The organism is Arthrobacter sp. TJ-236, assembly GCF_058269235.1.
This window is the reverse complement of the sequence record NZ_JBZCNI010000001.1, coordinates 391,531-416,269: the sequence shown is the minus strand read 5'-3', so window position 1 is coordinate 416,269 and position 24,739 is coordinate 391,531. Positions and strand designations below refer to the sequence as shown.

21 protein-coding genes and 1 pseudogene are annotated in these 24,739 nt (G+C 66.7%); 8 read left to right on the top strand and 14 right to left on the bottom strand.

Features of this window, described 5'->3' with window-relative positions; genetic code table 11:
* Window positions 1-7: 7 nt before the first annotated feature.
* A complete protein-coding gene (locus AC4D16_RS01800; protein WP_490953737.1) occupies window positions 8-430 on the bottom strand; it encodes a DUF3054 domain-containing protein in 423 nt (140 codons plus the stop codon).
* Between the two features lie 94 nt (window positions 431-524).
* Here AC4D16_RS01800 and AC4D16_RS01795 point away from each other — a divergent pair, with 94 nt between their 5' ends.
* Both AC4D16_RS01795 and AC4D16_RS01790 read left to right on the top strand, forming a co-directional pair.
* Window positions 525-992: a VOC family protein gene (locus AC4D16_RS01795; RefSeq protein ID WP_490953736.1), complete on the top strand. Its 468-nt coding sequence runs from the start codon at window positions 525-527 to the stop codon at window positions 990-992.
* 118 nt (window positions 993-1,110) lie between these two features.
* On the top strand, window positions 1,111-1,668 hold the full coding sequence (locus AC4D16_RS01790) for an isochorismatase family protein (protein ID WP_490949149.1): 558 nt from the start codon (window positions 1,111-1,113) through the stop codon (window positions 1,666-1,668).
* 23 nt (window positions 1,669-1,691) lie between these two features.
* Here AC4D16_RS01790 and AC4D16_RS01785 read toward each other — a convergent pair whose 3' ends face one another.
* The 10 genes and pseudogenes from AC4D16_RS01785 to AC4D16_RS01740 form a co-directional block, all read right to left on the bottom strand.
* A complete protein-coding gene (locus AC4D16_RS01785) occupies window positions 1,692-2,327 on the bottom strand; it encodes an FAD-dependent oxidoreductase (RefSeq protein WP_490953735.1) in 636 nt (211 codons plus the stop codon).
* A gap of 86 nt (window positions 2,328-2,413) precedes the next feature.
* A pseudogene (locus AC4D16_RS01780) lies at window positions 2,414-2,824 on the bottom strand (FAD-dependent oxidoreductase); the annotation flags it as partial.
* A 34-nt stretch (window positions 2,825-2,858) separates the two neighbouring features.
* Window positions 2,859-3,431, bottom strand: coding sequence for an MOSC domain-containing protein (locus AC4D16_RS01775; RefSeq protein ID WP_490953734.1), 573 nt, complete (start codon window positions 3,429-3,431; stop codon window positions 2,859-2,861).
* 238 nt (window positions 3,432-3,669) lie between these two features.
* On the bottom strand, window positions 3,670-4,428 hold the full coding sequence (locus AC4D16_RS01770) for a YfbU family protein (RefSeq protein ID WP_490949152.1): 759 nt from the start codon (window positions 4,426-4,428) through the stop codon (window positions 3,670-3,672).
* 168 nt (window positions 4,429-4,596) lie between these two features.
* On the bottom strand, window positions 4,597-6,102 hold the full coding sequence (gene arfA / locus AC4D16_RS01765; RefSeq protein ID WP_490953733.1) for an arabinosylfuranosidase ArfA: 1,506 nt from the start codon (window positions 6,100-6,102) through the stop codon (window positions 4,597-4,599).
* 120 nt (window positions 6,103-6,222) lie between these two features.
* Window positions 6,223-7,416, bottom strand: a complete 1,194-nt coding sequence (locus AC4D16_RS01760; protein WP_490953732.1) for an endo-1,4-beta-xylanase — start codon at window positions 7,414-7,416, stop codon at window positions 6,223-6,225.
* Window positions 7,417-7,475: 59 nt separating this feature from the next.
* A complete protein-coding gene (locus tag AC4D16_RS01755) occupies window positions 7,476-9,821 on the bottom strand; it encodes a beta-xylosidase/alpha-l-arabinosidase (protein WP_490954651.1) in 2,346 nt (781 codons plus the stop codon).
* A gap of 34 nt (window positions 9,822-9,855) precedes the next feature.
* Window positions 9,856-10,728, bottom strand: coding sequence for a carbohydrate ABC transporter permease (locus AC4D16_RS01750; RefSeq protein ID WP_490949155.1), 873 nt, complete (start codon window positions 10,726-10,728; stop codon window positions 9,856-9,858).
* Window positions 10,728-11,753, bottom strand: a complete 1,026-nt coding sequence (locus AC4D16_RS01745) for a carbohydrate ABC transporter permease (RefSeq protein ID WP_490953731.1) — start codon at window positions 11,751-11,753, stop codon at window positions 10,728-10,730. The genes AC4D16_RS01750 and AC4D16_RS01745 overlap by 1 nt, the downstream gene beginning before the upstream one ends.
* 9 nt (window positions 11,754-11,762) lie before the next feature.
* The gene (locus tag AC4D16_RS01740) at window positions 11,763-13,061 is read right to left on the bottom strand and encodes an ABC transporter substrate-binding protein (RefSeq protein ID WP_490949156.1); all 1,299 of its coding nucleotides are present in this window, start codon (window positions 13,059-13,061) and stop codon (window positions 11,763-11,765) included.
* Window positions 13,062-13,182: 121 nt separating this feature from the next.
* On the opposite strand from AC4D16_RS01740, the gene AC4D16_RS01735 reads away from it, so the two are divergent.
* The 3 genes from AC4D16_RS01735 (at window position 13,183) to AC4D16_RS01725 (ending at window position 16,880) form a co-directional block, all read left to right on the top strand.
* Window positions 13,183-14,199 (top strand): LacI family DNA-binding transcriptional regulator, encoded by a 1,017-nt coding sequence (locus AC4D16_RS01735; RefSeq protein ID WP_490953730.1) that lies wholly within the window; start codon window positions 13,183-13,185, stop codon window positions 14,197-14,199.
* A gap of 150 nt (window positions 14,200-14,349) precedes the next feature.
* The gene (locus AC4D16_RS01730) at window positions 14,350-15,372 is read left to right on the top strand and encodes an NAD-dependent epimerase/dehydratase family protein (protein ID WP_490953729.1); all 1,023 of its coding nucleotides are present in this window, start codon (window positions 14,350-14,352) and stop codon (window positions 15,370-15,372) included.
* A 65-nt stretch (window positions 15,373-15,437) separates the two neighbouring features.
* Entirely contained in the window at window positions 15,438-16,880 is a 1,443-nt protein-coding gene (locus AC4D16_RS01725) for a glycoside hydrolase family 43 protein (protein WP_490953728.1), read from the top strand.
* 99 nt (window positions 16,881-16,979) lie between these two features.
* Here the strand turns inward: AC4D16_RS01725 and AC4D16_RS01720 are convergent, their stop codons facing one another.
* The gene (locus tag AC4D16_RS01720) at window positions 16,980-19,412 is read right to left on the bottom strand and encodes an ATP-binding cassette domain-containing protein (protein ID WP_490953727.1); all 2,433 of its coding nucleotides are present in this window, start codon (window positions 19,410-19,412) and stop codon (window positions 16,980-16,982) included.
* A gap of 139 nt (window positions 19,413-19,551) precedes the next feature.
* On the opposite strand from AC4D16_RS01720, the gene AC4D16_RS01715 reads away from it, so the two are divergent.
* Entirely contained in the window at window positions 19,552-20,205 is a 654-nt protein-coding gene (locus tag AC4D16_RS01715) for a peptide deformylase (protein WP_490953726.1), read from the top strand.
* Window positions 20,206-20,244: 39 nt separating this feature from the next.
* Here AC4D16_RS01715 and AC4D16_RS01710 read toward each other — a convergent pair whose 3' ends face one another.
* Window positions 20,245-22,332: a S9 family peptidase gene (locus AC4D16_RS01710; protein ID WP_490953725.1), complete on the bottom strand. Its 2,088-nt coding sequence runs from the start codon at window positions 22,330-22,332 to the stop codon at window positions 20,245-20,247.
* A 71-nt stretch (window positions 22,333-22,403) separates the two neighbouring features.
* On the opposite strand from AC4D16_RS01710, the gene AC4D16_RS01705 reads away from it, so the two are divergent.
* On the top strand, window positions 22,404-23,243 hold the full coding sequence (locus tag AC4D16_RS01705) for a putative RNA methyltransferase (protein WP_490953724.1): 840 nt from the start codon (window positions 22,404-22,406) through the stop codon (window positions 23,241-23,243).
* Between the two features lie 175 nt (window positions 23,244-23,418).
* Complete coding sequence (locus AC4D16_RS01700; protein ID WP_104179673.1) at window positions 23,419-23,766, top strand: RNA polymerase-binding protein RbpA; 348 nt, start codon at window positions 23,419-23,421, stop codon at window positions 23,764-23,766.
* Window positions 23,767-23,897: 131 nt separating this feature from the next.
* Here AC4D16_RS01700 and AC4D16_RS01695 read toward each other — a convergent pair whose 3' ends face one another.
* Window positions 23,898-24,623 (bottom strand): polyprenol monophosphomannose synthase, encoded by a 726-nt coding sequence (locus AC4D16_RS01695; RefSeq protein ID WP_490949164.1) that lies wholly within the window; start codon window positions 24,621-24,623, stop codon window positions 23,898-23,900.
* Window positions 24,624-24,739: the final 116 nt, after the last annotated feature.

Genomic DNA, 24,739 nt, shown 5'->3' with positions numbered 1-24,739 from the left:
TCGGGGCCTACGCTACCCGGCCTGCACCGCGGCGACGCGCTGCCAGTGACGCCAGGGCGCGGGGGAGCACCAGCAGGAGCCCGAGGACGAGCAGCGTGACGATCTGGAAACTGAGGGCCACCCCGGCTCCTGAGGCACCCCGGAGGAGGAGTCCTCCGACGACGGTGACGAGCCACAGCACGAGCCCCGTGGGACGGACCGCGGACGGCGAGCGCCACGCACGGCTGACGACGACGGCGCAGGTGTAGGCGACGAGGAACGGCCAGGCGGTCTCGAGGACGCCTGCGACCGACAGGCCACGTTCGTGCGTGCTGCGCCCGGAGGTGGCGAAGACGAGGATCGCAGCGATGTCGACGGCGAACCACACGGCCGGCGTCCCGGAGGAACGGTGAGGACGGCGCCCGCCGGCGGAGGGGTCGCTGCGCTGCATGGCACAAGAGCCTAGTGGTTGTCGACGGCGTTCCCGTGCACTACCTTCGACCCGGACCTGCGCACGGGGCGCGGCCGCACCGAAGGGGTTTCCCATGGGTTCCATCACGCCGTGTCTCTGGTTCGACGGCGATGCCGAGGCCGCTGCCACGCTGTACACCTCGGTGACCAGGAACTCCCGCATCCTGGCGGTGACACGTGCGGGCGGACGTCCCGAGGACCCGGCGATCACGGTCTCCTTCGAGCTCGACGGGCTGCCCTTCGTCGCCCTGAACGGCGGACCGCAGTTCACCTTCACCGAGGCGGTCTCGTTCCAGATCTCGTGCGCGGACCAGGCCGAGGTGGACCACTACTGGTCCGCCCTGACGGCGGACGGTGGTCAGGAGAGCCGGTGCGGGTGGCTGAAGGACCGCTACGGCGTGTCGTGGCAGATCATCCCGACGGTCCTGCCCGAGCTGATCGGCGGGGACGACCCGGAAGGCGCCCAGCGCGCGATGGCCGCGATGCTCGAGATGCGGAAGCTCGACATCGCGGTGCTCGAGGCGGCCTACCAGGGGCGGTGAGAACCGGCCGGCTCCGCGGACGGATCCTGACCGCATCCGGTCCCGACGCGATGCCCACCGCTCCTACCCTGAACTCACCCGCTCGAACCCTTCGGACGGCTGCGATGAAGGAGGAGCGATGAGCACATTCGAGGACCGCCCGAGGACCGCGCTGCTGGTGATCGACGTCCAGGAGGGCGTGGTGGCGAACGCCTTCGCACGCGAGCAGGTGATCTCGAGCATCGCGGGCCTGGTGACGAAGGCGAGGGACGCCGACACCGCCGTCGTCTGGGTGCAGCACTCCGACGCCGAGCTGGAGCGGGGGAGTGCTGCCTGGCGCATCGTGCCCGACCTCGAGCCGCTGCCCACCGAATCCGTGGTGCACAAGACGTACGGGGACTCGTTCGAGGCGACCGACCTCGAGCAGGTGCTGGGCGCAGCTGCGGTGGGGCACGTCGTCGTCACGGGCGCCCAGACCGACGCGTGCATCAGGTCGACCATCCATGGCGCGTTCACACGCGGGTACGACGTGACGCTGGTGGGGGACGCGCATACGACGGACGATCTCAGTGCATGGGGAGCACCCGAGCCCGACGGCGTCATCCGGCACACGAACATGTACTGGCAGTACCAGTCCGCGCCCGGTCGTACGGCGCAGGTGGTGTCAGCCGACGACGTCTCCTTCGTGCGGGCGTGACGCCGGCGAGGCTGCGTTCACCGTCACGCCGGCGTGGGCCGGAAGCGGTGCGGCACGGCGTCGCCGCCGTCCACCAGGGCGAGGACGAGCTCCCCGAGCAGCGGGGCGAACTTCGCGCCGTGTCCCGAACAGGGTGACAGGACGGTGACACCGTCCGCCCGGTCGATGACGAAGTCCCCGCTGCGAGTGCTGGTGAACAGGCACGTGGTCTCCGCGTAGGGTTCCGGGACGAGGCCCGGCAGATGGCGGTCGACATACCGGATCACCCGCTGTCGGTTGGTCTCGTCCACCACGCCGTCCTGCTCTGCGGCCGAGCGGAGTCGCTTGCCTCCCTGGTACTCCGCGACCTTCACTCCTGCCCCGATACCCGCGAGGGCCGCGTCACGGCCGCCCGGAAGCGCGTACACCACCATGGCGTCGGTCTTGTGGATGCTCGTCGGCCACGGCTTGGGACCTTCTGCGCCGTCGGCCGCCGGGAAGTGGTACGCCGGCTCCTGGGTGACCTCGACCGGAGGCAGGGCGCTGCGGAGCGTTCCCGGAAGGTCGAGCCGCTCGAGGAGATCGGGGAGCCAGCCTCCGGAGGCCACGACGAGCTGCTCCGCCTCGAGTGACCTGCCGCCCGCGGCGATGAGACGGTAGCCGCCGCGCGTGCGGTGCATCCTGGAGGCGGACCAGCCCTGCAGCTCTCCGCCCCGTACGACACCGCCTGTGCGAGCATTGCGTCAACGGTTCCCTCGGGATCCAGGACGCCCGCATCCGGGTGCCACAGGACCGGCGTCTCGAACGGCAGACCCCAGCGCATGGTCGCAGCCTCGGGGGAGAGGAGCTCGTGCTCCACACCCGCTGCCGCGAGGACGAGCGCGAAACCCTCCGGATCATGGGCGGTACCGTGATCGAGCGCGCCGGTCCGCGTCATGAGGGGGAGGCCGTGGGCGGCCTCGAGCTCCTGCCAGCCGAGCGCTGCACGCCGCACCAGGTCGACGTAGAAGCGCTCGTCGTAGGCGTACCTGAAGATCTTGGCCGACCCGTGGGAGCTTCCACGACGGTGCGCCGGGGTCTCCTGCTCGAGCACGACGACGTCGTGCCCGCCCTGCGCGAGGCGCCAGGCGGCGGATGCCCCCGCGAGCCCTGCCCCGATCACCGCGACCGTGGTCATGTGCGCCTCCTGTCATCGGTTGTCATCGGTTGTGTCAGGGGAGGCGGCTGGCTCTCCTGACGGACGGTACGTGCGCGCGTGTGGCGTCGAGCGGCACGGGACTCACCAGTACGGCCTGTCCGCGGGTAATCCTTCCGCTGCTCGTGGGTCGGCAGCGCAGACCGCCCCGCCCGCGCATCGCCTTATGGGCTCCCGGGGCCAGGACACGGTCCATCCACGCGCAGGGGTGTGCGTGCCTGCCTCCTGTGAAGGAGACGGTGCCGCCGTCCGATGCGAGCGCGAAGTCGTAACCGATGAGCGGTGTCAGCTCCGCTCCGCGCAGAACGACGTTGCGGCGGGGGAGCAGCGGGTCGAAGCGGTCCGCGCCGAGTTCGTCCGCGATGGCTTCCAGGGACTCGACGGCGAACAGTGTCACGGCGGCGTCCATGTGTGCGGCTTTACCGAAGAACCGGTCGCCCACGATGCCCTTGCCCGCAACGACGTCGACTGACACCGCATCGGTCGTCAGTACGTCGGCCGCGCCGTCTTTGGCCCGGCCGAAGTAGGCATGATCGGGAGACACCAGCAGGTGGAGGATCTCGACGTCGTACCGGTACTGGTCTGCCATGGTCTTACGCTAGCCGCTCGGTGTCCACCGGGGACAAGCTGTACTGCATCGCAGGTTGTTCGCCACCCGTGGTCGTAGAGCGCTGACAACGACCGTCGCGCCGCGCCGCGACGCCGAACATGTTCATCGGCTCAGGAGTGGTGGCAAGGGGTAGCCAAGAATGAGCTTGACATAATGTAGATTATCGGCGAAATAGTGCACCTGGGGAAGAGGGCTCACAACGGGCGATTCTCCTACCCTAGGTATCAGCCTGCTGCATGCCCGGCACGAACCCCACGACCTGCCTGATTTGCTCTTCTGACAGGTGCCGGCGCACGCCGCTTCCCGCAGCCTCACTCCACAAGGGCTTGAAGACCCGAAGCATCGCACGATAGGCCGGCAGCATCTCCCTCCGCGAATTGCCGCTTTCCTTCAGTACGAAATCCGCTTGTTCTGTCCAACGATCGTGCTTCACGAGGTGCCTGGCGTAGACGAGCAAGCGACTCTCGAGTGGATGATTGCCGTCAAAACCACGGAACGTGCCGTGGTGCTCGTCCACCCCGACCTGCTTCCACCCGCCATCGAGTGCTCTGACACTGGCTCCGATGATCCGGAACATGTCGAAGATGTCCCATACCACCTCGCATTCTGCCTGCGACATCGGAGGAACTATTCCAGCGAACTCCTCCGAATAGTCCCCCACGAATCCGCTCTCAAGAATCTGGATCCCTTGGACCTCATCGTCTTTGTCGTAGGAGGAATCCCCGAGGTCTCCCTTGGACGCCAGAACCAGACGATGCAACTGGACGAGTATTCTGCGCTCGAACGGCGACAGATCGGGGGTGTCGGCAGCTGAGCCCGGCCGATCACTGTCGACACCCTTCGGTGGCTCCAACCGCAGATGACTGGCGAGCACGTCCAGTATGTAACGACTTGACGTGACGCCCTGTAGCTGCGCTGCTCTGGTGATCTGATCCTGCAAATCATCGTCGATGTCGATCATGACGGTGGTGGCCATACGGGTCTCCTTTCGAGACAGATACCTTCGAGAGTGTGGGTCGCAGGCACGATGCAGAATCAGTGGGTGTCGCCCGCCGACCTCACGTCGGAGCAGGGGACACAGGACACCACTCCCCTCCCCCACGGTCACGCCTCTCGGCGTGTCCGACGTCGTGATCCGCAACGGCTAGGTGAGGCTGATGGCTGACCAGGACACGGGCGGAAGCGACACGGTGAGTGTGCCTTCGTCGACCGAGACGCCGACGAGGGATTTGAGGCCGACCCGGTCCTGGTCCTCGAACGTGTTCTTCGCGTAGACGTCGTCATCGTGCAGGGTGAGCGCCTCGGTGATCGTGGTGACACCGAGGTCGGAGACATCGATCGAGACATCGATCGATTCGGTCTGGCTGCGGTTCACGAGGAACACCGCCGACGAGCCGGCCTCTCCGTCCCTTGTTGCGACAGCGTCGACGAGCGGCGCACGGCCGTAGACGGAGGTCTCGTAGGTGTCCACCTCGATGGTCGGGCGAAGAACTTCACCTCGGGCCAGGCGTGCTGTGACCGAGAACGGGAAGAAGGTGCTCTGGCGCCAGGCAGCACCACCTGGCTCCGTCATGATCGGCGCGATGACGTTCACGAGTTGCGCCAGCGACGCAGACGCGACCCTGTCGTGGTTCTTGAGCAGGGTGATCATGAGGTTGCCGAGCACGACGGCGTCGGCGACGGAATAGACGTCCTCGAGTAGGCGGGGCGCAAAGGTCCACTGGTCGTTGACCTCGCCGGAGGCTTGGTGCTCGTCGAGGTACCAGATGTTCCACTCGTCGAAGGACAGGTTGATGGTCTTGTCGCTGCGTACTTTGTGCTTGACGTGATCGGCGGCGGTGACGACCGCGTGGATGAAGTACTCCATGTTCAGTGACGAGGCGAGATAGGAACCGAGGTCGCCGCCGCGCTCCTGGTAGTACGCGTGGCAGGAGATGTAGTCCACGTGGTCATAGGCGTGTTCGAGCACGATGCGCTCCCAGTCGCCGAAGGTGGGCATCGAGGAGCCGGAGGATCCGCAGGCTACGAGCTCCAGGGTCTTGTCCGCCGCCTTCATGGCCTGTGCGGTGCGGGCCGCGAGCTGACCGTAGGCGTCGGCGCTCATGTATCCGGTCTGCCAGGGTCCGTCCATCTCGTTTCCGAGACACCACATGCGGATGTCGTAGGGCTCCACAGCGCCGTTGGCCACGCGTTGGTCGCTCAGTGCCGTTCCTGACGGGTGGTTGGCGTACTCGAGGAGGTCGAGGGCACTGTCGATCCCGCGCGTCCCGAGGTTCACGGCCATCATCAACTCGGAGCCGGTGAGTGTGCACCAGCGAGCGAACTCGTCGATGCCCACCTGGTTCGATTCCAGAGAATGCCACGCGAGGTCACGGCGGACCGGGCGCTGATCGCGTGGGCCCACACCGTCCTCCCACCGGTAGCCGGAGACGAAGTTGCCGCCCGGGTAACGGATCGTCGTCGAGCCGAGCTCTTTGACCAACTCGACCACGTCGAGCCGGAACCCGTCCTCGTTGGCGGTGGGATGATCCGGCTCGTGGATGCCGCCGTACACACACCGGCCGAGGTGCTCGACGAACGAACCGAAAATCCTACGATTCAGGGGCGCAACGACCGCCGAACGCACAATGACAATACGGGCACTGGTCACAACATCATCCTGTCCATGAGTACGTATGAGAAGAGGTCTTCCTCGGAGCCTGGGAGCGCGGAGGAGGCCCGGCTCCCTGCCCGGGTGCGGGTGGTCCGGCTGGCGCGATCACGCCCGGAGTCAGCGGAATCGGACGGTGTCCGTTCCACCCTTCTGCGAGAGCGAGACCGGCGCACTCTGCCCGTCCCGCTCGATCACGTAGTCACCGTAGAAACCCGTGATCGACAGGCGCGCGTCATCATCCGTGCGCAACGACGTCCGCGGCAGCCACCATTCACCCTTGATCAGCGACCGCAGTGCATGGAATGACGGTTTCGGCGTGCCGTCTGCGCGAACCAACCCGCCCGGCGCACCGAGCCACGCTCCGTCGTCGGTGAACCCCCAGTACGTGATGGCCTGCACGGCCGGGTGGCCCACGAGTGAGCGATAGTGGCGGACGATCTCGTCCGCCTGCCTGGCCTCTCCATCGGGCGTCGATGGCCAGGAGGGGATCTGGTAGTCGTTGAGGTCGACGATCTCCGGCGGCATGAGGTGCCCCGACAGAAGGGTCGTCTCGGTGAGATGGAGGGGAAGCCCGAAACGGGCGAATCGGTCGACCATCGCAAGCATGGCCTCTTCTCCCCAGTACCCCTGATGCATGTGGGTCTGCAGGCCGATTGCATCCACGGCGATCCCAGCTTCGAGCACGCCCTCGATGAGGGCTTCGTAGTCGCTCGACAGGTCGAAGTCGTTCAGGACGAGCGTCGCCGACGGGTTGGCGGCACGGGCTTCCTCGAATGCGAGCTGAATCATGGGCACGCGACCGATGCTCTGCGCCAGCCGGGTGATGCCGTTGTCCTCCGCAGTGAACACGGGCATGATGACGACCTCGTTGATGGCGTCCCACGTGTCGATGACCCCTGAGAAGTCGGTGACCTCGCGTCGGATCCTCCCGCGTTGCAGCCGCTCGATCTCCGCCACCGGTAGACCGGTGAGCCACTCGGGTGTGAGCGTGTGCCAGGTCAGCGGATGCCCCTTGACCGTCACTCCGTGCTCGGCGAACCACGAGGCGGTCCGGAGGAGTCTTCTGGTGTCGGGCTTGCCGCGGGTCGGCTCGAATCCCCGCCAGTAGAACGGAAGGGTCGCCGTGTTGAAGAGGTCCAGCCACATCGTCTCGAGCTCCGGCAGGCCGGCGAGCTGCGCCCCGCCGAAAACGGCCTCCCCCGCGGTGTCCTGCGCGGTCTCCCCATTGGCGAGCGGGATGAAGTCGAAACCGATGTTGCCGAAGGCGAACTCATGACGCTGCTGTTCGACGGTGACATCCTCGTTGCGCACGGGGTTTCCGACAGCGTCCAGCACGGTGATCTGAACGGTTCCCCGGCGGTGATCGACACTCATGAGGCGCTGCGGGCGATCTCGGTGAAGCTCGGGTGGAAGGCCCGGTCGAAGCCCACGACGCGGGTTCCACCGGAGAGCTGCACCGAGTGCGTGATCCGCAGATCGCTGCTCGACGCTCCGAGAGCAAGGACGATCTCCCCCGGTTCGACGACCCGCTCGCCGTTCCGGCCGGTGAAGCTGGTGACATCTGCGGGGACCTGTATCGAGAGCTCGACGGCTTCGCCGGGCATCAGGTCGACGCGCTGGAAACCGACCAGACGCTGCACCGGGCGCACCACGGACGCGACCGGATCGTGGACGTAGATCTGGACGATCTCCGTCCCGGGACGGTCCCCGGTGTTGCGGAGACGGAGGCCGAGGGTCGCCGTTCCGTCGACCCCGACCGTATCCGGCCCGTGCTGGCCGGCGCTCCAGTCGAAGGTCGTGTAGCCGATCCCGTGCCCGAACGCGAAGGCCGCGGTCGGGTCGATGCTCGACACTCCGTTGGAGCGCGCCAGGGGCGCGGCGAGGTAGGTGGACGGCTGCGTGCCCTCCGAGGCCGGGATGCTGACAGGCAGACGGCCGCTCGGATTGACCCGGCCGGAGAGGATGCCGGCCAGTGCCACGGTTCCTTCTTCCCCTGCGAAGAACGCCTGCACGATGGCGCCGGCGCCCGTGACAGCCGATCCCAGCGCGTAGGGTCGTCCAGCGAGCAGGGCGACGACGGAAGGAGTCGATGTCGCCAGGACGGCGTCGAGAAGATCCTGTTGGGCCCCGGGCAGACGAAGCGACTCGACGTCGCAGCCCTCACCGCTCGTGCCGCGGCCGAAAAGCCCGGCCCGGTCGCCGAGGGCGACGATGACGACGTCGGCCCGCGTCGCGGCGTCCACCGCTGCGGAGATCCCGGCGGTCTCCCCTCCATCGATCGTCGTGCCTGGTACGTACTCGATGTCGGCGTCGGGGAACTCGATGCGGAGGCTGGCTAGCAGGGTGGGCAGTTCGATACCGAGGGGTGTGTCAGGATGCTGCACGCCGACATGCGCAGGGAACGAATAGCAGCCCAGGACGGCGAACGGGTCATCGGTCGTCGGCCCGACGATCGCAATCCGGCGCGGGGCGGCGAGCGGAAGGGTCCCGTCATTGCTCACCAGCACGATGGATTGTTCGGCGATCTCGCGGGCGACCTGCCGATTGCCGGCGTTGTCGAGGTCGATGGTGCCGCGGATACCTTCCGCGTTGTCCACGTTGACGTCCCGCAACGCTTCGGGCGTGGCGTCCCAGTCGGGATCGAGCAGTCCGAGTTCGACCTTCTGGCGCAGCACACGCCGGAGGGCACGATCAATGACGGCCTCGGGCAGGTCGCCCGACCGGACCGCGTCGGCCAGCGGCGCACCGAAGGTCTTCACCGTCGGTAGTTCGACGTCGACGCCCGCACTGAGCGCGAGGGCGGCGGCTTCGCCCCACGAACCCGCGACGCCGTGAAGCATCTTCAGGAAGGCGATGCCGAAGTAGTCGGCCACGACCGTGCCGTCGAAACCCCAGGCGTCGCGCAGGACTCCGGTGAGCAACGACTCGTCGGCCGCCGATGGCACACCGTCCATGTCCGTGTAGGAGTGCATGACGGAACGCGGCTTACCTTCCCGCATGACCATTTCGAACGGGACGAGCAGCACGTCCGCGAGTTCACGCGGACCGACCGAGACCGGCGCGAGGTTACGGCCGGCTTTCGACGCCGAGTATCCGACGAAGTGCTTGAGAGTGGCGACGATTCCTGCGGCCTCGAGGCCACGCACGTACGCCGTTCCGACGGTGCCGATGAGATACGGGTCCTCCCCGATGGTCTCCTCGACCCGACCCCAGCGGGCATCCCGCACCACGTCGAGCACCGGCGCAAGGCCCTGGTGGATGCCGACCGAGCGCATGTCGGACCCGATGCGGTGTGACATCCGCTCGATGAGGCCCGGATTGAACGAGGCCCCCCAGGCGAGGGGCACCGGATAGGCGGTCGCCCCCCAGGTCGCGAAACCGGCGAGGCATTCTTCGTGCGCGACAGCCGGGATGCCGAACCGGTTGGATGCTGCGATCCGGCGCTGGCTGCGCAGGAGGGACAACGCCCCGAGCGCCGGGTCCACCGGAGCCGAGCCGAACGGCCGGGTCAACTGGCCGAGCCCGTTCGGTAGGAGGGCATCGAGGTCGACGACGTCGTCCATGTCGTTCTGATGGGGAGCGACGTCACCTCCCTCATTGGACGCTCCGACCCAGACGCCGAACAGCTGGGCGATCTTCTCCTCGAGCGTGAGCTCCGTGAGAAGTGCTTCGGCACGGTCGGATGCAGATGCGTTCACGTCGTGCCATGCAGGCATGGTCGTCGTGGATGTCGTGGTGCTCAAGGGAGTCCTAACCTTTTACGGCGCCGGTGAGTCCGCCGACGATGCGACGCTCGAACAGCGTGAAGAATATGAGTGCCGGAATCATGGACAGTGAGGTGAAGGCGAGAACCTTTGCCGTGTCCACCGAATACTGCGAAGCGAAGGCCTGGACGCCGAGCGGCAGGGTGTACGTCGCCTGGTCGCCGAGGATGAAGAGCGGCAGGAGATAGCTGTTCCAGCTCGCCACGAACGCAAGGATGCCCGTCGTCACCACGCCGGGCAGTGACAGAGGAACGACCATCCGGAAGAAGAAGCCCAGACGGCTGGTCCCGTCGATCGACGCCGCCTCCTCGATCTCGTCGGGGATGGCCTTGAGGAACGGCACCAGGATGATGATCGTCACCGGCAGGCCGAAGGCGATCTGCGGGAGGATCACGCCGGCCAGGCTGTTCATCAGGCCCAGTTCCCTGACGAGGATGTAGAGCGGCGTGATCGCCACGGTCATGGGGAACATCAGCCCGGCGGCGAACAGTGAGTACATCGCCCCTCGGCCGGCAAACCTGTATCGCGCGAGGATGAAGCTCGCCATCAGGCCGAGCACCACCACTCCGACGGTCGTGGCGAGCCCGGCGATCGCAGAGTTGCCGACCTGCCGCCAGAAGGTGGAGCTGGCGAGCACCTCGGCGTAGTTGTCGAGATTCCACGGGTTCGGGAATCCCGCGGGCGAGTTGGTGATCTGCGAGTTGTCGCGGAACCCCCCGAGGATGATGTAGATGACGGGTCCGAGACAGAGTGCGATGAAGACGAAGGCGATGAAGTAGGTCGCCGGGCTCCCCCACTCCTGGCGGTCACTCCGCGAACGCTTCGTGGCCGGGCGCCCGGGGGCTTCGAGAACAGCCATCACTTCTTTCCTTCTGTGAGGGCACCTGCGGTGTCGCGTGAGAGAACGAATCGCTGATAGATCAGTGCGATGGCAAGGGAGATCAGGAACATGACGACGGCGACAGCACTGCCGAAGCCGAAGTTGCCCGACGTGCGGCCGTTGGCGACCATGTAGGTGGCCATGGTGGAGGTCCCGGCAGTGGAGGCGACGTACTGGCCCCAGATGATGAAGACGAGGTCGAACAACTGGAGCGAGCCGATGATGGACAGGAAGGCCCAGATCCGTAGCGTCGGCCCGAGGAGCGGCAGCGTGATGGTGCGCTGGATCTGCCAGTAGCTGGCCCCGTCGATCGCGGCCGCCTCGAACAGTTCGTCGGGGATGCTCTGCAATCCGGCGAGGAAGAGGATGACGGCGAAGCCGATGTACTTCCACGAGATGATCACCATCAGGGACCAGATGGCGATACTCGGATCGGAGAGCCAGTCCTTCTGGAAGGCTCCCAACCCGATGCTCTCGAGCACTCCGTTGACCGAACCGGATGTCTGCAGCATGAGACCCCAGCCGATGCCGACGATGACCTCGGAGATGATGTACGGGACGAAGATGAGGACCCGGATGATCGAGCGGCCGCGGATCTTCTGGTTGAGCAGGAGCGCGAGGACGATCGCAATGGGTCCCTGGATGACCAGGGAGAGCACCAGGATGAACCCGTTGTGCCGCAGCACATCGTGGAACGCGCTGTCCTGGAGGATGATCAGGTAGTTCTCGAAACCGACGAAGTCGGTAGCCGGCCCGAAGCCCTTCCAGCGGAAGAAACCGTAGTAGCCGGCCAGGACGACCGGGAAGATGACGAAGCTGACGAAGACGACGATCGCCGGCCCGGCCAGAAGGGTGATCTCGAGGCGCTTGCGCCAGTCCGTCGCACGCCGTCTGGGTCGCGGTTCGGCAGGGGACGCCGCGTAAGCGCCGTCCCCTGCCTCAACCGTGTCCCGCGGCGGTCGCTGGTCCGTCATCGACGGAGCGCCCCCTGCAGGTTCAGTCATGATCCGCTGCTAGCCCTTCGCCGCTGCATCGCTCATACCGGAGACGATGTCCTCGGCTGTGCCCTGACCGGCGAACATGTCGACGGCGCCCTTGTTCAGCGCGTTTCCGACGTTCTGTCCGAAGAGGGTGTCGAGCCACACGGTGACGTACGGTGCCTCGTTGTACGCCTCGAGGATCGACTGCAGCGCCGGGTCGGTGACAGCTGCCTGGGCGTCCTGGTTGGCGGGGATCGTCTGGAACGCCGCCGCGTAACCTTCCTGCTGCTCCTGCTGCATGAAGAAGTTCAGGAATGCGGTGCATTCTTCCTGGGGGGCCTGAGCGGAGCAGGTGAAACCGTCGACACCGCCCATCATGGCGCCGGGCTCACCGTCGCCGCCGTCGACCTCGGGGAACGGGAACCAGCCCAGGTCCGGCAGCGGCTTCTCGTCAGGAGTCAGTGAAGCGATGACACCGGGGTTCCACGCTCCCATGAGCTCCATCGCTGCCTTCTTGTTCGCGAGGAGTCCGGCCGAGCTACCCGCGCCCTGCTGCGCCGAGGTGGTGAGGAATCCGTTGTTGAACGGCTCCGTGTCCACGAACTCCTGCAGGTTCTCGCCGGCCTCCAGCCAACATGGGTCGTTGAACTCCATGGTGTCGGCGGCCGTGTTGATGGCGTCCTGCGAGCAGGCTCGCACCGCGAAGAAGTAGTACCAGTGGGCTGCGGGCCAGGCATCCTTGGCGCCGACCGCGATGGGGTCGATCCCTGCACCCTTGAGGCCGTCGACGGCGGAACCGAGCTCGTCGATGGTGGTCGGTGTTCCTTCGACGCCCGCTTGGGTGAGGAGGTCCTGGCTGTAGTAGATGCCACCGGGAAGAAGGGCGGTCGGCATTCCGTAGATCTTGCCGTCGACCGCGAAGGCGTTCAGCACGCTCTCGGGCACGGCGGCTGTGGTGGCGTCGTCGATGGAGTCCGTGATGTCCATGGCCTGTCCGGCCGCAACGACGTCCGCGAGCTTGCCGCCGCCGCGCGCCATGAAGATGTCGGGTGCATCGCCGGAGTTCAGCGCCGTCTGGAGCTTCCCGTCCATCTCTTCGTTCTGGATCGACTGGATCTCGATCGTGACTCCCGGGTTCGCCTCCTCGAAGGATGCGACGGTGTCCTCCCAGTACGCCTTACCGGCGCCGGTGGTCGAGTTGTGCCAGAACGTCATGGTGACGTCGCCACCTTCAGTTGCTCCGCTGTCGGAGCCACATGCAGACAGCCCGCCGAGGGCGAAAGCTGATACCGCCCCAACGGTCAGCAGCTTCCTCATGTTTTGCTTGTTCATCTTTGAACGCCTCTCGAAAGTTTCGACATTTTCGTCGAAGACACCTAGTGTGTGGTGAGCGTAACAGTGACGACCCGGGGAGGCGCAAGCCTCTCCCGCAACGAATCAGGATCGGACCCTCATGATCGACACGAGTCGCAAGGTCAAACTCAACGAATTGGCCGACGCGGCGGGTGTTTCGCTCTCCACGGTCTCCAAGGTGCTCAATGGGCGGTCGGACGTGTCAGCGCGGACGCGGGCCAAGGTCGAACAGCTTCTCGTCACGCACGGATACCAACGACGTGCGGGCCTACCCAGCAGGGACACCCTGATCGAGCTCGTTTTCCCCGAACTCGAGACGGCTTGGGCCATGGAGATCATCCGTGGAGTCGAAAATGTCGCTCGCGCCAACGAATTGAGCGTCGTCCTCACGGAATCCGGTGATCGCCACTCGCCGTCCCCCGCCTGGCTCACCGGTGTTCTCCGACGGCGCCCGGTCGGGGTCGTACTCGTCTTCGCCGATCTCGCGGCAGAGGCGAAGGCCATCCTCCAGTCCCGCGCCATTCCGTTCGTCATCATCGACCCAGCCGGGGACCCGGCGCCGGATGTCCCTGCGATCGGGTCGGCGAACTGGTCCGGTGGCCTCGTCGCTACTCGCCATCTCATCGAACTGGGCCATACGCGGATCGCCGCGATCACCGGACGCGACGACATGATGTGCTCCTTCGCCCGCGTCGACGGCTACCGGTCAGCGATGAACGCGGCCGGCATCGGAATCGATGCACGCTTCGTGCGCTTCGGTAACTTCCAGGTCGACGGCGGCCGCAGCATCGCTCTCGAACTCCTGACGCTACCCGAGCGCCCCACAGCGATCTTTGCGGGGAGCGATCTTCAGGCGCTCGGCGTCATCGAGGCTGCCAGGACCCTCGAGCTCCGTGTGCCCGATGATCTGTCCATCGTCGGCTACGACGATCTGCAGCTCGCTCAGTGGTCCAGCCCTGCGCTCACAACCGTGCATCAGCCGCTCACCGCGATGGCCGAGGAAGCGGCGCGGCTCGTCATCCGCATGAGCAAGAGCACCCTCACAACCATCCCCCGGATGGACCTGGCAACGCGGCTCGTGATCCGTGAGAGTACGGCCGCGCCTACTACCGGCTGACGGGCGAGACCGCGGCGAACGGGAACCGGCCCATCTGCATCGACGGCCAGATTCCAGCCGATCGCGCATTCCGACGCACATCGATTCTGGTCATCCTTATTGTGCTTTATCACGGCGTATCGTTAGCGAACTTCCAGGAGGCGGGGTCACATGAACCATCAGGAGAAAAGCATGCAGGGCTTGAAAGTACTTTTTATCGGCGGTAGCGGAATCATCAGCGCCCACTGCACGAGACAGGCAGTCGACGCAGGAATGGACGTCTATCTCCTCAATCGCGGAACCACCAACGTGCGTCAGATACCCGCGAGCGTCACCACTTTCGTCGCCGACTCCCGGGACAAGCAGTCCGTCCTCGATGCGATCAGTGGTCACACCTTCGACTGCGTCGTCAGCTGGGTCACCTTCACTCCGGAACAGGTGAAGCAGGACATAGAGATATTCGCCGGACGAACCGGACAATACGTCTTCATCAGTTCGGCATCGGCATATCAGACACCGCCTACACATATGCCCGTCCTCGAATCCACGCCGCTGAGGAATCCTTTCTGGGAATATTCACGCAACAAGATCGCGTGTGAGGACCTCCTTACTGCGGCCTATCGCGAGGAGGGATTCCCCATGACGATCGTCCGGCCGTCCCACACCTACGACGAGACCCTGATTCCCTTCGACGGAGGATGGACCGTTGTGGAACGTATGCGCGCCGGGCGACCCGTCATTGTGCCGGGAGACGGAACGTCGCTGTGGACGATCACACACAGCCGCGATTTCGCGAAAGGCTTCACGGGTCTGCTCGGAAATACCTCCGCGATCGGTGAAGCCGTGCACATCACCGGCCAGGAGACGCCTTCATGGAATCAGATCTACACCCTCGTCGCGGAAGCTGCCGGCGTGCCGAATCCCGTTCTGGTCCATGTGCCGTCGGAAGCCATTGCCGTAGCGGACCCCGAGTGGGGTGCAGGGCTGTTGGGCGACAAATCCCACACGATGATCTTCGACAACACGAAAATTCGCTCACTCGTCCCGGGATTCATCGCCAGCACCCCCTTCAGTCACGGCGCGCGGGAGATCATCGCCTGGTACGACGCGGACCCGGCGCGCCGAACAGTGGACGCCCGTATGGACGCCTTGATGGACCGGATCGCGTCAGCGTACGCCCCACGTCCGTTCTGACACCCGACAGCGCTCCCGGGGGACCCGAATACAGACACGTTCCGAGTACAGACAAGTTGGTGCACATGAAGCTACCGTCGGGGCCAGTCCTGGCCGGCACATACCCGGATCCAAGCATTCAGCGAGTGGGTGAAGACTATTACCTGGTGACATCGACCATGGAGTACTTCCCTGCTGTGCCGATGTTTCACAGCACCGATCTTGTCTCGTGGACGCAAGTCGGGCACGTGATAGATCGAATCGATCAGCTGGATCTCGCGACGGTACCAAGTTCGGGAGGGCTTTTCGCCCCCACGATCAGGTGGGCACGGGGCACCTGGTATGTCGTGTGCACACTGGTTCACGGCGAAGGTCGGCAGGGGAACTTCCTCGTGACGTCGACAACCCCGACTGGTCCGTGGTCTGAACCGATATGGCTCGACGATGCACCTGGCATCGACCCCTCGCTCTTCTTCGACGATGATGGTCGAGCGTGGTTCGTCGGGACTCACCTCGCTGAAGAGCCCGACTGGCCGAGTCAGACGGTGGTGTGGATGCAGGAGTTCGATCTGAAGTCCTCCCGCCTGACTGGCCCGAAATACAACCTTTGGCACGGCGCCCTGGAAGGCGCAGTGTGGGCAGAAGGACCCCACATATATCGGCGGAACGGCTGGTATTACCTGCTCGCCTCGGAAGGTGGCACGGAGTTCAGTCACGCGATCTCGGTGGCGCGCAGTCGGTCTGTCACGGGCCCGTACGTCGGCTATTCTGCTAATCCTGTGCTCAGCCACCGCCACTTCGGCCGAAAACATCCAGTGACGAATGTCGGCCATGCCGATCTGGTGGAGACGCCACAGGGAGACTGGGTAGCCATGCTGCTCGCTGCTCGTCCTTCTGGCGGATACCATACGAATCTCGGCCGCGAGACGTTCGCCGTCGAGGTTGCGTGGGAAGAGGATTGGCCTGTTTTCGCCCCTGGGATCGGACAGGTTCTCGCTGCTGACCCGGCCCCGAGAGTAGCGCCGCACATGCCGGATGCCCTCGAATGGAATCAGATCCGTAACGCCCGGGCGCTAGGAGCGGTCATTGATGTGGCTGCCGCCACGGTCGCACTTCCACCGGATCCATCGCCACTGTCCGCTATCGGAACTCCATCATTTCTCGGTGTGAGACAGAAGCACCACTGCGCCGACTTCACAGCGATGGTCCCTCTCAGCAAGGGCGCAGGTATTGCAGCACGGCAATCCGAGGATGCCTATCTACTTGCAATTCGCGATCACGATGCAGTGCGTGTGTGGCGCTCCGGGGAACTCGTCGCTGAATTACCCCCGGGCTCCGGTCCCATCACTCTCCGGACCGACAACCAGGACTACACCGTCGTATGTGGCGGACGTCAGATAACCGTGGACGGGCGCTATCTGAGCTCAGAGGTAGCGGGCGGCTTCCTCGGCGTCTGGTTCGGCGTGGTCGCCATCGGCGTCTCAGAGGACCCCGTGGTGTTCCGGGGCGTTTCATACGCGGGTGGTTAGCTCTTCAGGTCATGCTCGGTCGAGCATCCGACCATCGTGGGTGACCATCAGCAGCCAACAAAGATCAAGCGCACGGCTTACGGCACTGCGTGCCGCCCGTCAGGCGCCGATGTACTCAGCGAGGTGCCGTCCGGTCAGCGTGGAGCGAGCCGCGACGAGTTGCGCAGGCGTGCCCTCGAACACGATCGTGCCGCCGTCGTGCCCGGCACCCGGTCCGATGTCGATGATCCAGTCCGCGTGCGCCATGACCGCCTGATGGTGCTCGATCACGATGACGGACGTCCCCGAGTCGACCAGGCGGTCGAGCAGCGCGAGCAGGTTCTCGACGTCGGCGAGATGCAGGCCGGCGGTGGGTTCGTCGAGCACCAGGACACCGCTCTTCTCCCCCATGTGCGTCGCGAGCTTCAGGCGCTGCCGCTCGCCGCCGGAAAGGGTTGTCAGGGGCTGACCGAGGCTGAGATAGCCGAGACCGACGTCGGAGAGCCGGCTCAGGATGGCCCGGGACGCCGGGACCTTCGCCTCGCTGCTGCTGAAGAACCCGAGCGCCTCGGTGACCGGCATGGCCAGGACCTCGCTGATGTCCTGGCCCGCGAGCTTGTACTCGAGCACCTCGGCCATGAAGCGCTTGCCGTTACAGACCTCACACGTCGTGGCGACGCCGGCCATCATCGCGAGGTCGGTGAAGATCACCCCGGCCCCGTTGCAGGTGGGGCATGCGCCCTCGGAGTTCGCGCTGAACAGCGCCGGTTTGACCCCGTTGGCCTTGGCGAAGGCCTTCCTGATGGGTTCGAGCATGCCGGTGTAGGTCGCGGGATTGCTGCGGCGTGATCCCTTGATCGCGGTCTGGTCCACGGCCACGACGCCGTTGCGGCCGGCCACCGAACCGTGGATGAGCGAGCTCTTGCCCGACCCTGCGACGCCCGTGACGACGCACAGCACGCCGAGCGGGATGTCGACGTCGACATCGCGGACGTTGTGGGAGGTGGCTCCCCTGACCTCCAGGTTCCCGCTCCGCGCGCGCACTGCGGACTTCAGCGTCGCGCGGTCGTCGAGGTGACGTCCGGTCAGCGTCCCGCTGCGGCGTAGCCCCTCCACCGACCCTTCGAAGCAGATGGTCCCGCCGGCGGTTCCGGCGCCCGGTCCGAGGTCGACGACGTGATCGGCGATCGCGATCATCTCCGGCTTGTGCTCCACGACGAGGACGGTGTTGCCCTTGTCCCGGAGTTGCACGAGGAGTTCGTTCATGCGCTGGATGTCGTGGGGATGGAGACCGATGGTGGGTTCGTCGAAGACGTACGTGACGTCGGTGAGCGAGGACCCGAGGTGGCGGATCATCTTGGTCCGCTGCGACTCACCGCCGGAGAGCGTGCCGGAGGGACGGTCGAGGCTGAGGTACCCGAGCCCGATGTCGACGAACGAGTCGAGCGTCTCCCCCAGGGCCTTCAGCAGCGGCGCGACCGACGGCTCCGCGAGCGAGCGGACCCAGACGGCGAGGTCGCTGATCTGCATCCGGCATGCATCGGCGATGCTGACGCCGTCGATCCTCGAGGAGCGCGCGGCCTCGCTGAGCCGGGTCCCCTCGCACTCGGGGCACGCCGTGAAGGTCACGGCGCGGTCCACGAAGGCCCGGATGTGCGGCTGCATGGCCTCGCGGTCCTTCGACAGCATCGACTTCTGCATCTTCGGCACCAGGCCCTCGTAGGTGATGTTGATGCCGTCGACCTTGATCTTCGTCGGCTCCTTGTAGAGGAGGTCCTTCAACTCCTGGGCCGTGAAGTCCCGGATGGGTGTGTCAGGGCTGAAGAAGCCGGTACCGCTGTAGATCCGCCCGTACCACCCCTCCATGCTGTATCCGGGGATGGTCAGTGCCCCCTCGTTGAGGGTCTTCGAGTCGTCGTAGAGCTGGGTGAGGTCGATGTCCGTCACCTTGCCCATGCCCTCGCACCTCGGGCACATGCCGCCGGTGACCGTGAAGCTCCGGCGCTCCTTGACGGTGGTGCCACCCCGCTCGATCGTGACCGCGCCGGCCCCGCTGATCGAGGCGACGTTGAACGAGAACGCCTGCGGCGAGCCGATGTGCGGTTGTCCGAGCCTCGAGAAGACGATCCGCAGCATCGCGTTGACGTCGGTGGCGGTGCCGACGGTGGAGCGGGGATTGGCTCCCATCCGCTCCTGGTCGACGATGATCGCTGTGGTCAGCCCCTCCAGGAGATCTACCTCCGGACGGGCGAGCGGCGGCATGAACCCCTGCAGGAACGCGCTGTAGGTCTCGTTGATCATGCGCTGGGACTCGGCGGCGATCGTGTCGAAGACGAGGGAGCTCTTGCCCGAGCCGGAGACCCCGGTGAACACCGTGAGCCGCCGCTTCGGGATCTCGATCGTGACGTCCCTGAGGTTGTTCTCGCGGGCGCCCTGGACCCTGATCAGGTCGTGACTGTCGGCCGCCACCCGCTGTGGCCGGCCGGTCCCGCTGATGTCTGCACTGGTGTTTGCCGTGGTGTCTGCTGTGGTTCCTGCGGTGATGTCAGTCATGGCACGTCCGTTCCTCGGGCGCGTTACCGCTCCCTCGTGATTCCCAGGTCCTCCGTCGGCGACCCGTTCGATTCTCCGTCGTCGCGCCGTGGCGGACAAGGAGTGCCCTGCCCGTTCCTGTCCGCATGTGCGAGGGTGGGTGGATGAGCGCCCACTCCCCCATCGACGTCACGGGATCGCCGTGACGGCCCTCGCCGACCTGGTCGACCTCGTGCTCGCGGACGATCTGCCGCCCATCGTGACGGCCGGACATCCCGTGCTCAGGGCCCGCGCTCAGCCGTTCGACGGGCAGCTCGACGACGCGACCCTGCGACGGCTCATCGAGACCATGCGCCGTGTCATGCACGAGGCACCCGGCGTCGGCCTCGCAGCACCGCAGATCGGCATCCCCCTCCGCATCGCCGTGCTCGAGGACGCCGGATCGCCGGACCCGGAGGCTGCCGTGGCCCGCTCGCGCTCACCCCTGCCGTTCACCGCCGTCATCAACCCGGTCTACCGACCGGAGAACGGCTCGCTCGAGGTGTTCTACGAGGGTTGCCTCTCCGTCCCGGGCTACCAGGCGGTGGTGGGCCGCCACCGCAGCGTCGCCCTGACCTACACCCGGCCCGACGGCGTGGTGATCGACGACGTCCTCGAGGGCTGGGCCGCGCGCATCGTCCAGCACGAGACGGACCACCTCGACGGCGTGCTGTACCTCGACCGGGCCGAGCTGCGCTCGCTCAGCTCCGACCGCGAACACCACCGCTGGAGCCAGCCGACGGTCACGGATGCCCGGCGGAGCCTCGGCTTCTGACCGAGGCCCCTCCGGGGGCCCGTCCGCAGCGCGCGCGGATCAGCCGCCGACCTGGGCGCCGTCCTCAGCAGAATCCACCGCAGAATCCACTGCAGGGTTCGCCGCAGTGGGCAGGTACTTCGACCACCACCGCAGGATGTGCTCGAACCGCTGACGGCGGTGCCAGGGCGAGCCGCTCCGCGAGAGCTCGTGCGTCTCCCCCGGGAAGATCAGCAGCTCCGTCTCGACGCCCTGCTTCCTCAGCGCCGTGTAGTAACGCTGCGCCTGCTCGATCGGACAGCGCAGATCCTCCTCGGAGTGAATGACGAACGCCGGCGTCCGCACGCTCCCGATCTTCGCGAAGGGGTTCTGTGCCTCGACCTGCGCGGGGTCCGTCCCGGTGTACTGCTCCGAGAAGAACCAGCCGATGTCCGAGGAGCCCACGAACGACGGCGGGTCGAGGTAACCGCGCTCCACGATGGCCGCTCGGAAACGGTGATCGTGGGCGATGGTCCAGGCCGTCAGGTACCCGCCGTAGGACCCGCCCATCACCCCGAGCCGCTCCCGGTCCATGGTGCCGTACTCGGCGAGCGCGCCGTCGAGGAAGGCGAGGACGTCGTCGAGGTCCACGGTGCCCATGGCCTCCTTGATCACGCGGCCGTGCTCCTGCCCGTAGCCGGCCGCTCCGCGTGGGTTGCACAGGAGCACGGCGTACCCGGCCGCGGCGTACACCTGTGCCTCGTCGAAGTAGCCCCAGCCGTACTGGGCGAACGGGCCGCCGTGGATCACCAGCAGGACCGGATGGGGGCCGTCCCCCTCGGGCTGCACAACCCATCCGTGCACCTGTGTGCCATCGGGTGCGGCGTAGGAACGCTCCTCCGGCTCGGCGATCCGCGTCTCGGAGCGCAGCCGGGAGGAGAAGTCCGTGAGCGGTCGCAGGGCGCCGCTGTCCACGACCGCGACGTCACCTGAGGTGGACGGGTCGGTGTAGGAGGCGACGACGACGCCCTGCGCCGTCGCCGCGCCCGTCACGACCGTGGGGCCCGAGACGAGGACCTCGATCCCGCCCGAGGCCGTGATGCGCAGCAGTTCGCCCGCGCCGCGGGAGCGGTTGACGACGAGGACGGAGTCCGGGCCGTCGGTCACGATGTCCTGCACGTCGCCGAGATCGACCGTCTCCGGATCCGTGAGGCGCCGGAGGTCCGTCGGATCCCCGGTCGGAGCAACGTATAGGGCCGTGTTGCGGGCCACGAAATCGAGGCCCGACGGCGAGAGGTCGTTGGCGAGGAAGAAGAGCCATGCGCCGTCCGCGCTCGGCTGCGGCGCACTGCAGCCGAGGCGCGTGCTGCCCTTCCCCACGGTGGAGGTCGTGAGGTCGCTGCCGTCGAGGGCGATGGAGTGGATGTCCGATGCCAGCACGTCGTCGGCGTCGGGGGTGAGCGACGCCGTGAACAGGATCCGCGTACCGTCCGCGGAAAACGCCGGGTCGAGATGGTCGGCATCGGCCGAGGTGAGCTGCGCGGCGGCGGGCACTGCGCCCATGGCCGGATCCGCGCCGGCGGTGGCGTCGGTGGTGGCGTTCGCCTCCTGCTTCAGTCGTCCCACGGCCTCGTAGTACGGCTCGGCGTCCACGTCCGGCAGGTCCACCGTGAACAGGTGGGAGCGCTTGTCGGTCGTGTACCCCAGGCCGTTCATCCGGTACTTGTTGACGGTGACGAGCCGGGGATCCTCGAGGCCGGCCGTGACGCCGTCGAGGGTCCCGTACCGTCCGTGCTCGGGCACCCGGGCGGAGAAGGCCACGGTGCGGGAGTCCGGCGACACGTCGAAGCCGGTGATACCGAGCGGTTGGTCGGTGACCTGGACAGGCTCTCCGCCGCCGGCGCGGAGTGCGAACAGCTGGGGCTTCCCGCCCGGCGCTGCCCGCAGGAACAGCAGGAGTCCGCCGTCGGGCGTGTACTGCGGGGACGTGTCGCGGAAGCCCCGCGTCAGCCGCCGCCGGCCGCCGTCGAGCGTCAGCTCCCAGAGCTGGCCGACGTAGGCGTCGGCGCGGAAGTCGGGACGCGTGGCGGCAACGACGACGCGCGTGCCGTCCGGGTGGATGGTGGGCGCACCCGTGGTGGTCAGGAGTTCGAGCTGATTCGATTTCACCCTCCTGACTGAACCGGAAACAGTGGCCTGAGTCAACGGTTACCGCCCGTCGTCTTTCGTAGGATGGAGGGATGCCCGCCCTCCCGCTCGGACTCCTCCTGTGTCCCGTCTGCGGGCAGGGCCTGCTGCGCCTCGACCGGGCCCTCGCCTGCGCCGACGGCCACCGGTTCGATGCGGCACGGCAGGGGTACATCAACCTCATGACCGGCAAGGGCTCGCCCTTCAGCGGCGACGGTCCCGAGATGGTCGAGGCCCGGGAGCAGTTCCTGGGCCATGGCTCCTACGGCCCGCTCCGCGAGCGGATCGTCGACGCCGCTGCCTCCGTCCAGCGCCCCGCCGTGGCGCTGGATGCCGGCGCGGGCACGGGCTACTACCTCGAGGCCCTGACCCTGAAGGAACCGGAGGTCTTCCCCGTGGCGCTCGACGTCTCCAAAGCCGCCCTCCGCCGCGCGGCCCGTCGACTGCCGACCGGCGTCAGCCTGCTCTGGGACCTGTGGCGGCCCCTGCCGATCGCCGACCGATCGGTGGACGTGCTGCTCAACGTGTTCGCGCCGCGCAACCCCGGGGAGTTCGCGCGCGTCCTCTCGGACGCCGGCCGCGCCGTGGTGGTCACACCGCGTCCCGGCCACCTGGACGGGCTCCAGGATGTCGGGCCGCTGCTGAGCGTGCCCCCGCAGAAGGCCGACGACGTCGTCGCCGCGTTCGACGGCCTGCTCACGGAGGCGGGGCGCGAGGACCTCGACTACGAGATGGTGTTACCCGGGTCGCTGGCCCGCTCCGCGCTCCTGATGGGACCCGCCGCACACCACCTGCACGGGGCGAGCAAGCAGGACGACGAGCAGGACGACGCGCCGGGCGACGACCTCGCGGTCCAGGCCCGCTTCACGGTGCAGGTACTGGCCCGGCGCTAGGCGGGCCCGCGCCGCCGTCCACCCCACGTCTGTATACTTAGCTGTTTACCCGCTCAACGCAGGAACATGCGCGCCGAGCGCGGTGTTGTGCAGTACGGACGGGCTGACCGCCCGCCCACGGGCGGAAGCAGTGACGGTCCCGGTAGTCGGGGCCACGGTGACTAGGAGAACACACATGAGCGATCGCAGCCTGCGCGGCATGCGCCTCGGAGCGCAGTCCATGGAAACGGAGTCCGGCGTCGAGCCCGCTCCCCGGCAGCGCGTGGAATACCGCTGCGAGGACGGTGAGCGCGTGTTCGTGACGTTCTCGTCCGAGGCCGACATCCCGGCGACCTGGGTGTCGAAGACCGGCAAGGAAGCGCTGCTCGTCAACGGCGAGAAGCCGGACACGTCGAACGACAAGCCCGTGCGTACGCACTGGGACATGCTCCTCGAGCGTCGCTCGGTCGAGGAACTCGAGCAGATCCTGCAGGATCGCCTGACCATCCTGCGCGAGCGGCGTGGAGAGCGCCGCTCCGCCTGATCCGGTCCGGATCCAGCACGACGACGAAGGCACCCGCCGCGGCGGGTGCCTTCTCGCATGTCCGGCACTTCTGTGCCGGCCCTGATGCCGTGAGTCCGCAGTCCCCCCGCGGGAACGAAGCCGGCGAGGGGTCAGCGTCGGCCGGTGATCGTGTTCCAGCGGGCCGCGAGCCCCCACCGCGTCACGTTGGCGATGGCCTCGAAGACGATGTTCCCGCTCATCTTGGACGCGCCGAGTTCCCGCTCCACGAAGGTGATGGGCACCTCGACGATGGTCAGACCGAGCCTTGCCACGCGGAACGTCATGTCGACCTGGAAGCCGTAACCGACCGACTCGACGGCCGAGAGGTCGAGTGTCTCCAGGGTGGAGCGCCGGAAGGCTCGGAACCCGGCGGTGATGTCCCGGACGGGAAGTCCCAGCATGAGCCGCGAGTAGGTACTTCCGGCTCGTGAGAGGAGCTTGCGGTGCGCCGGCCAGTTGACCACGCTGCCCCCGGGGACCCAGCGGCTCCCGATCACCAGATCGGCGCGGTCCACGGCATCGAGCAGGCTCTGCAGCTGCTCGGGCCTGTGGGACCCGTCCGCATCCATCTCGACGAGCACGTCGTAGTCGCGCTCCAGACCCCACCGGAACCCGGCGATGTAGGCGGCTCCGAGCCCTGCCTTGCCCGTGCGGTGCAGCACGTGCACCTGGTCGTCGGCGGCAGCGGCACGGTCGGCGAGATCGCCCGTGCCGTCGGGGCTGTTGTCGTCGACGATCAGGACGTCGGAGGAGGGCACGGCCGCACGCAGTCGCGCGAGCGTGATCGGCAGCGACTCGATCTCGTTGTAGGTGGGGATGATCGTGACGACTCGCACGCAGGGGCCTTTCCGTCGGGTACGCGAAGGGAACGGCGCCGGTCTCGGGGCCAGTGAGCAAGTATAGGCGGGGCGGCACCCGCCGGCCGATGCGCGGCGGTCCGTGAGGCAGGGTC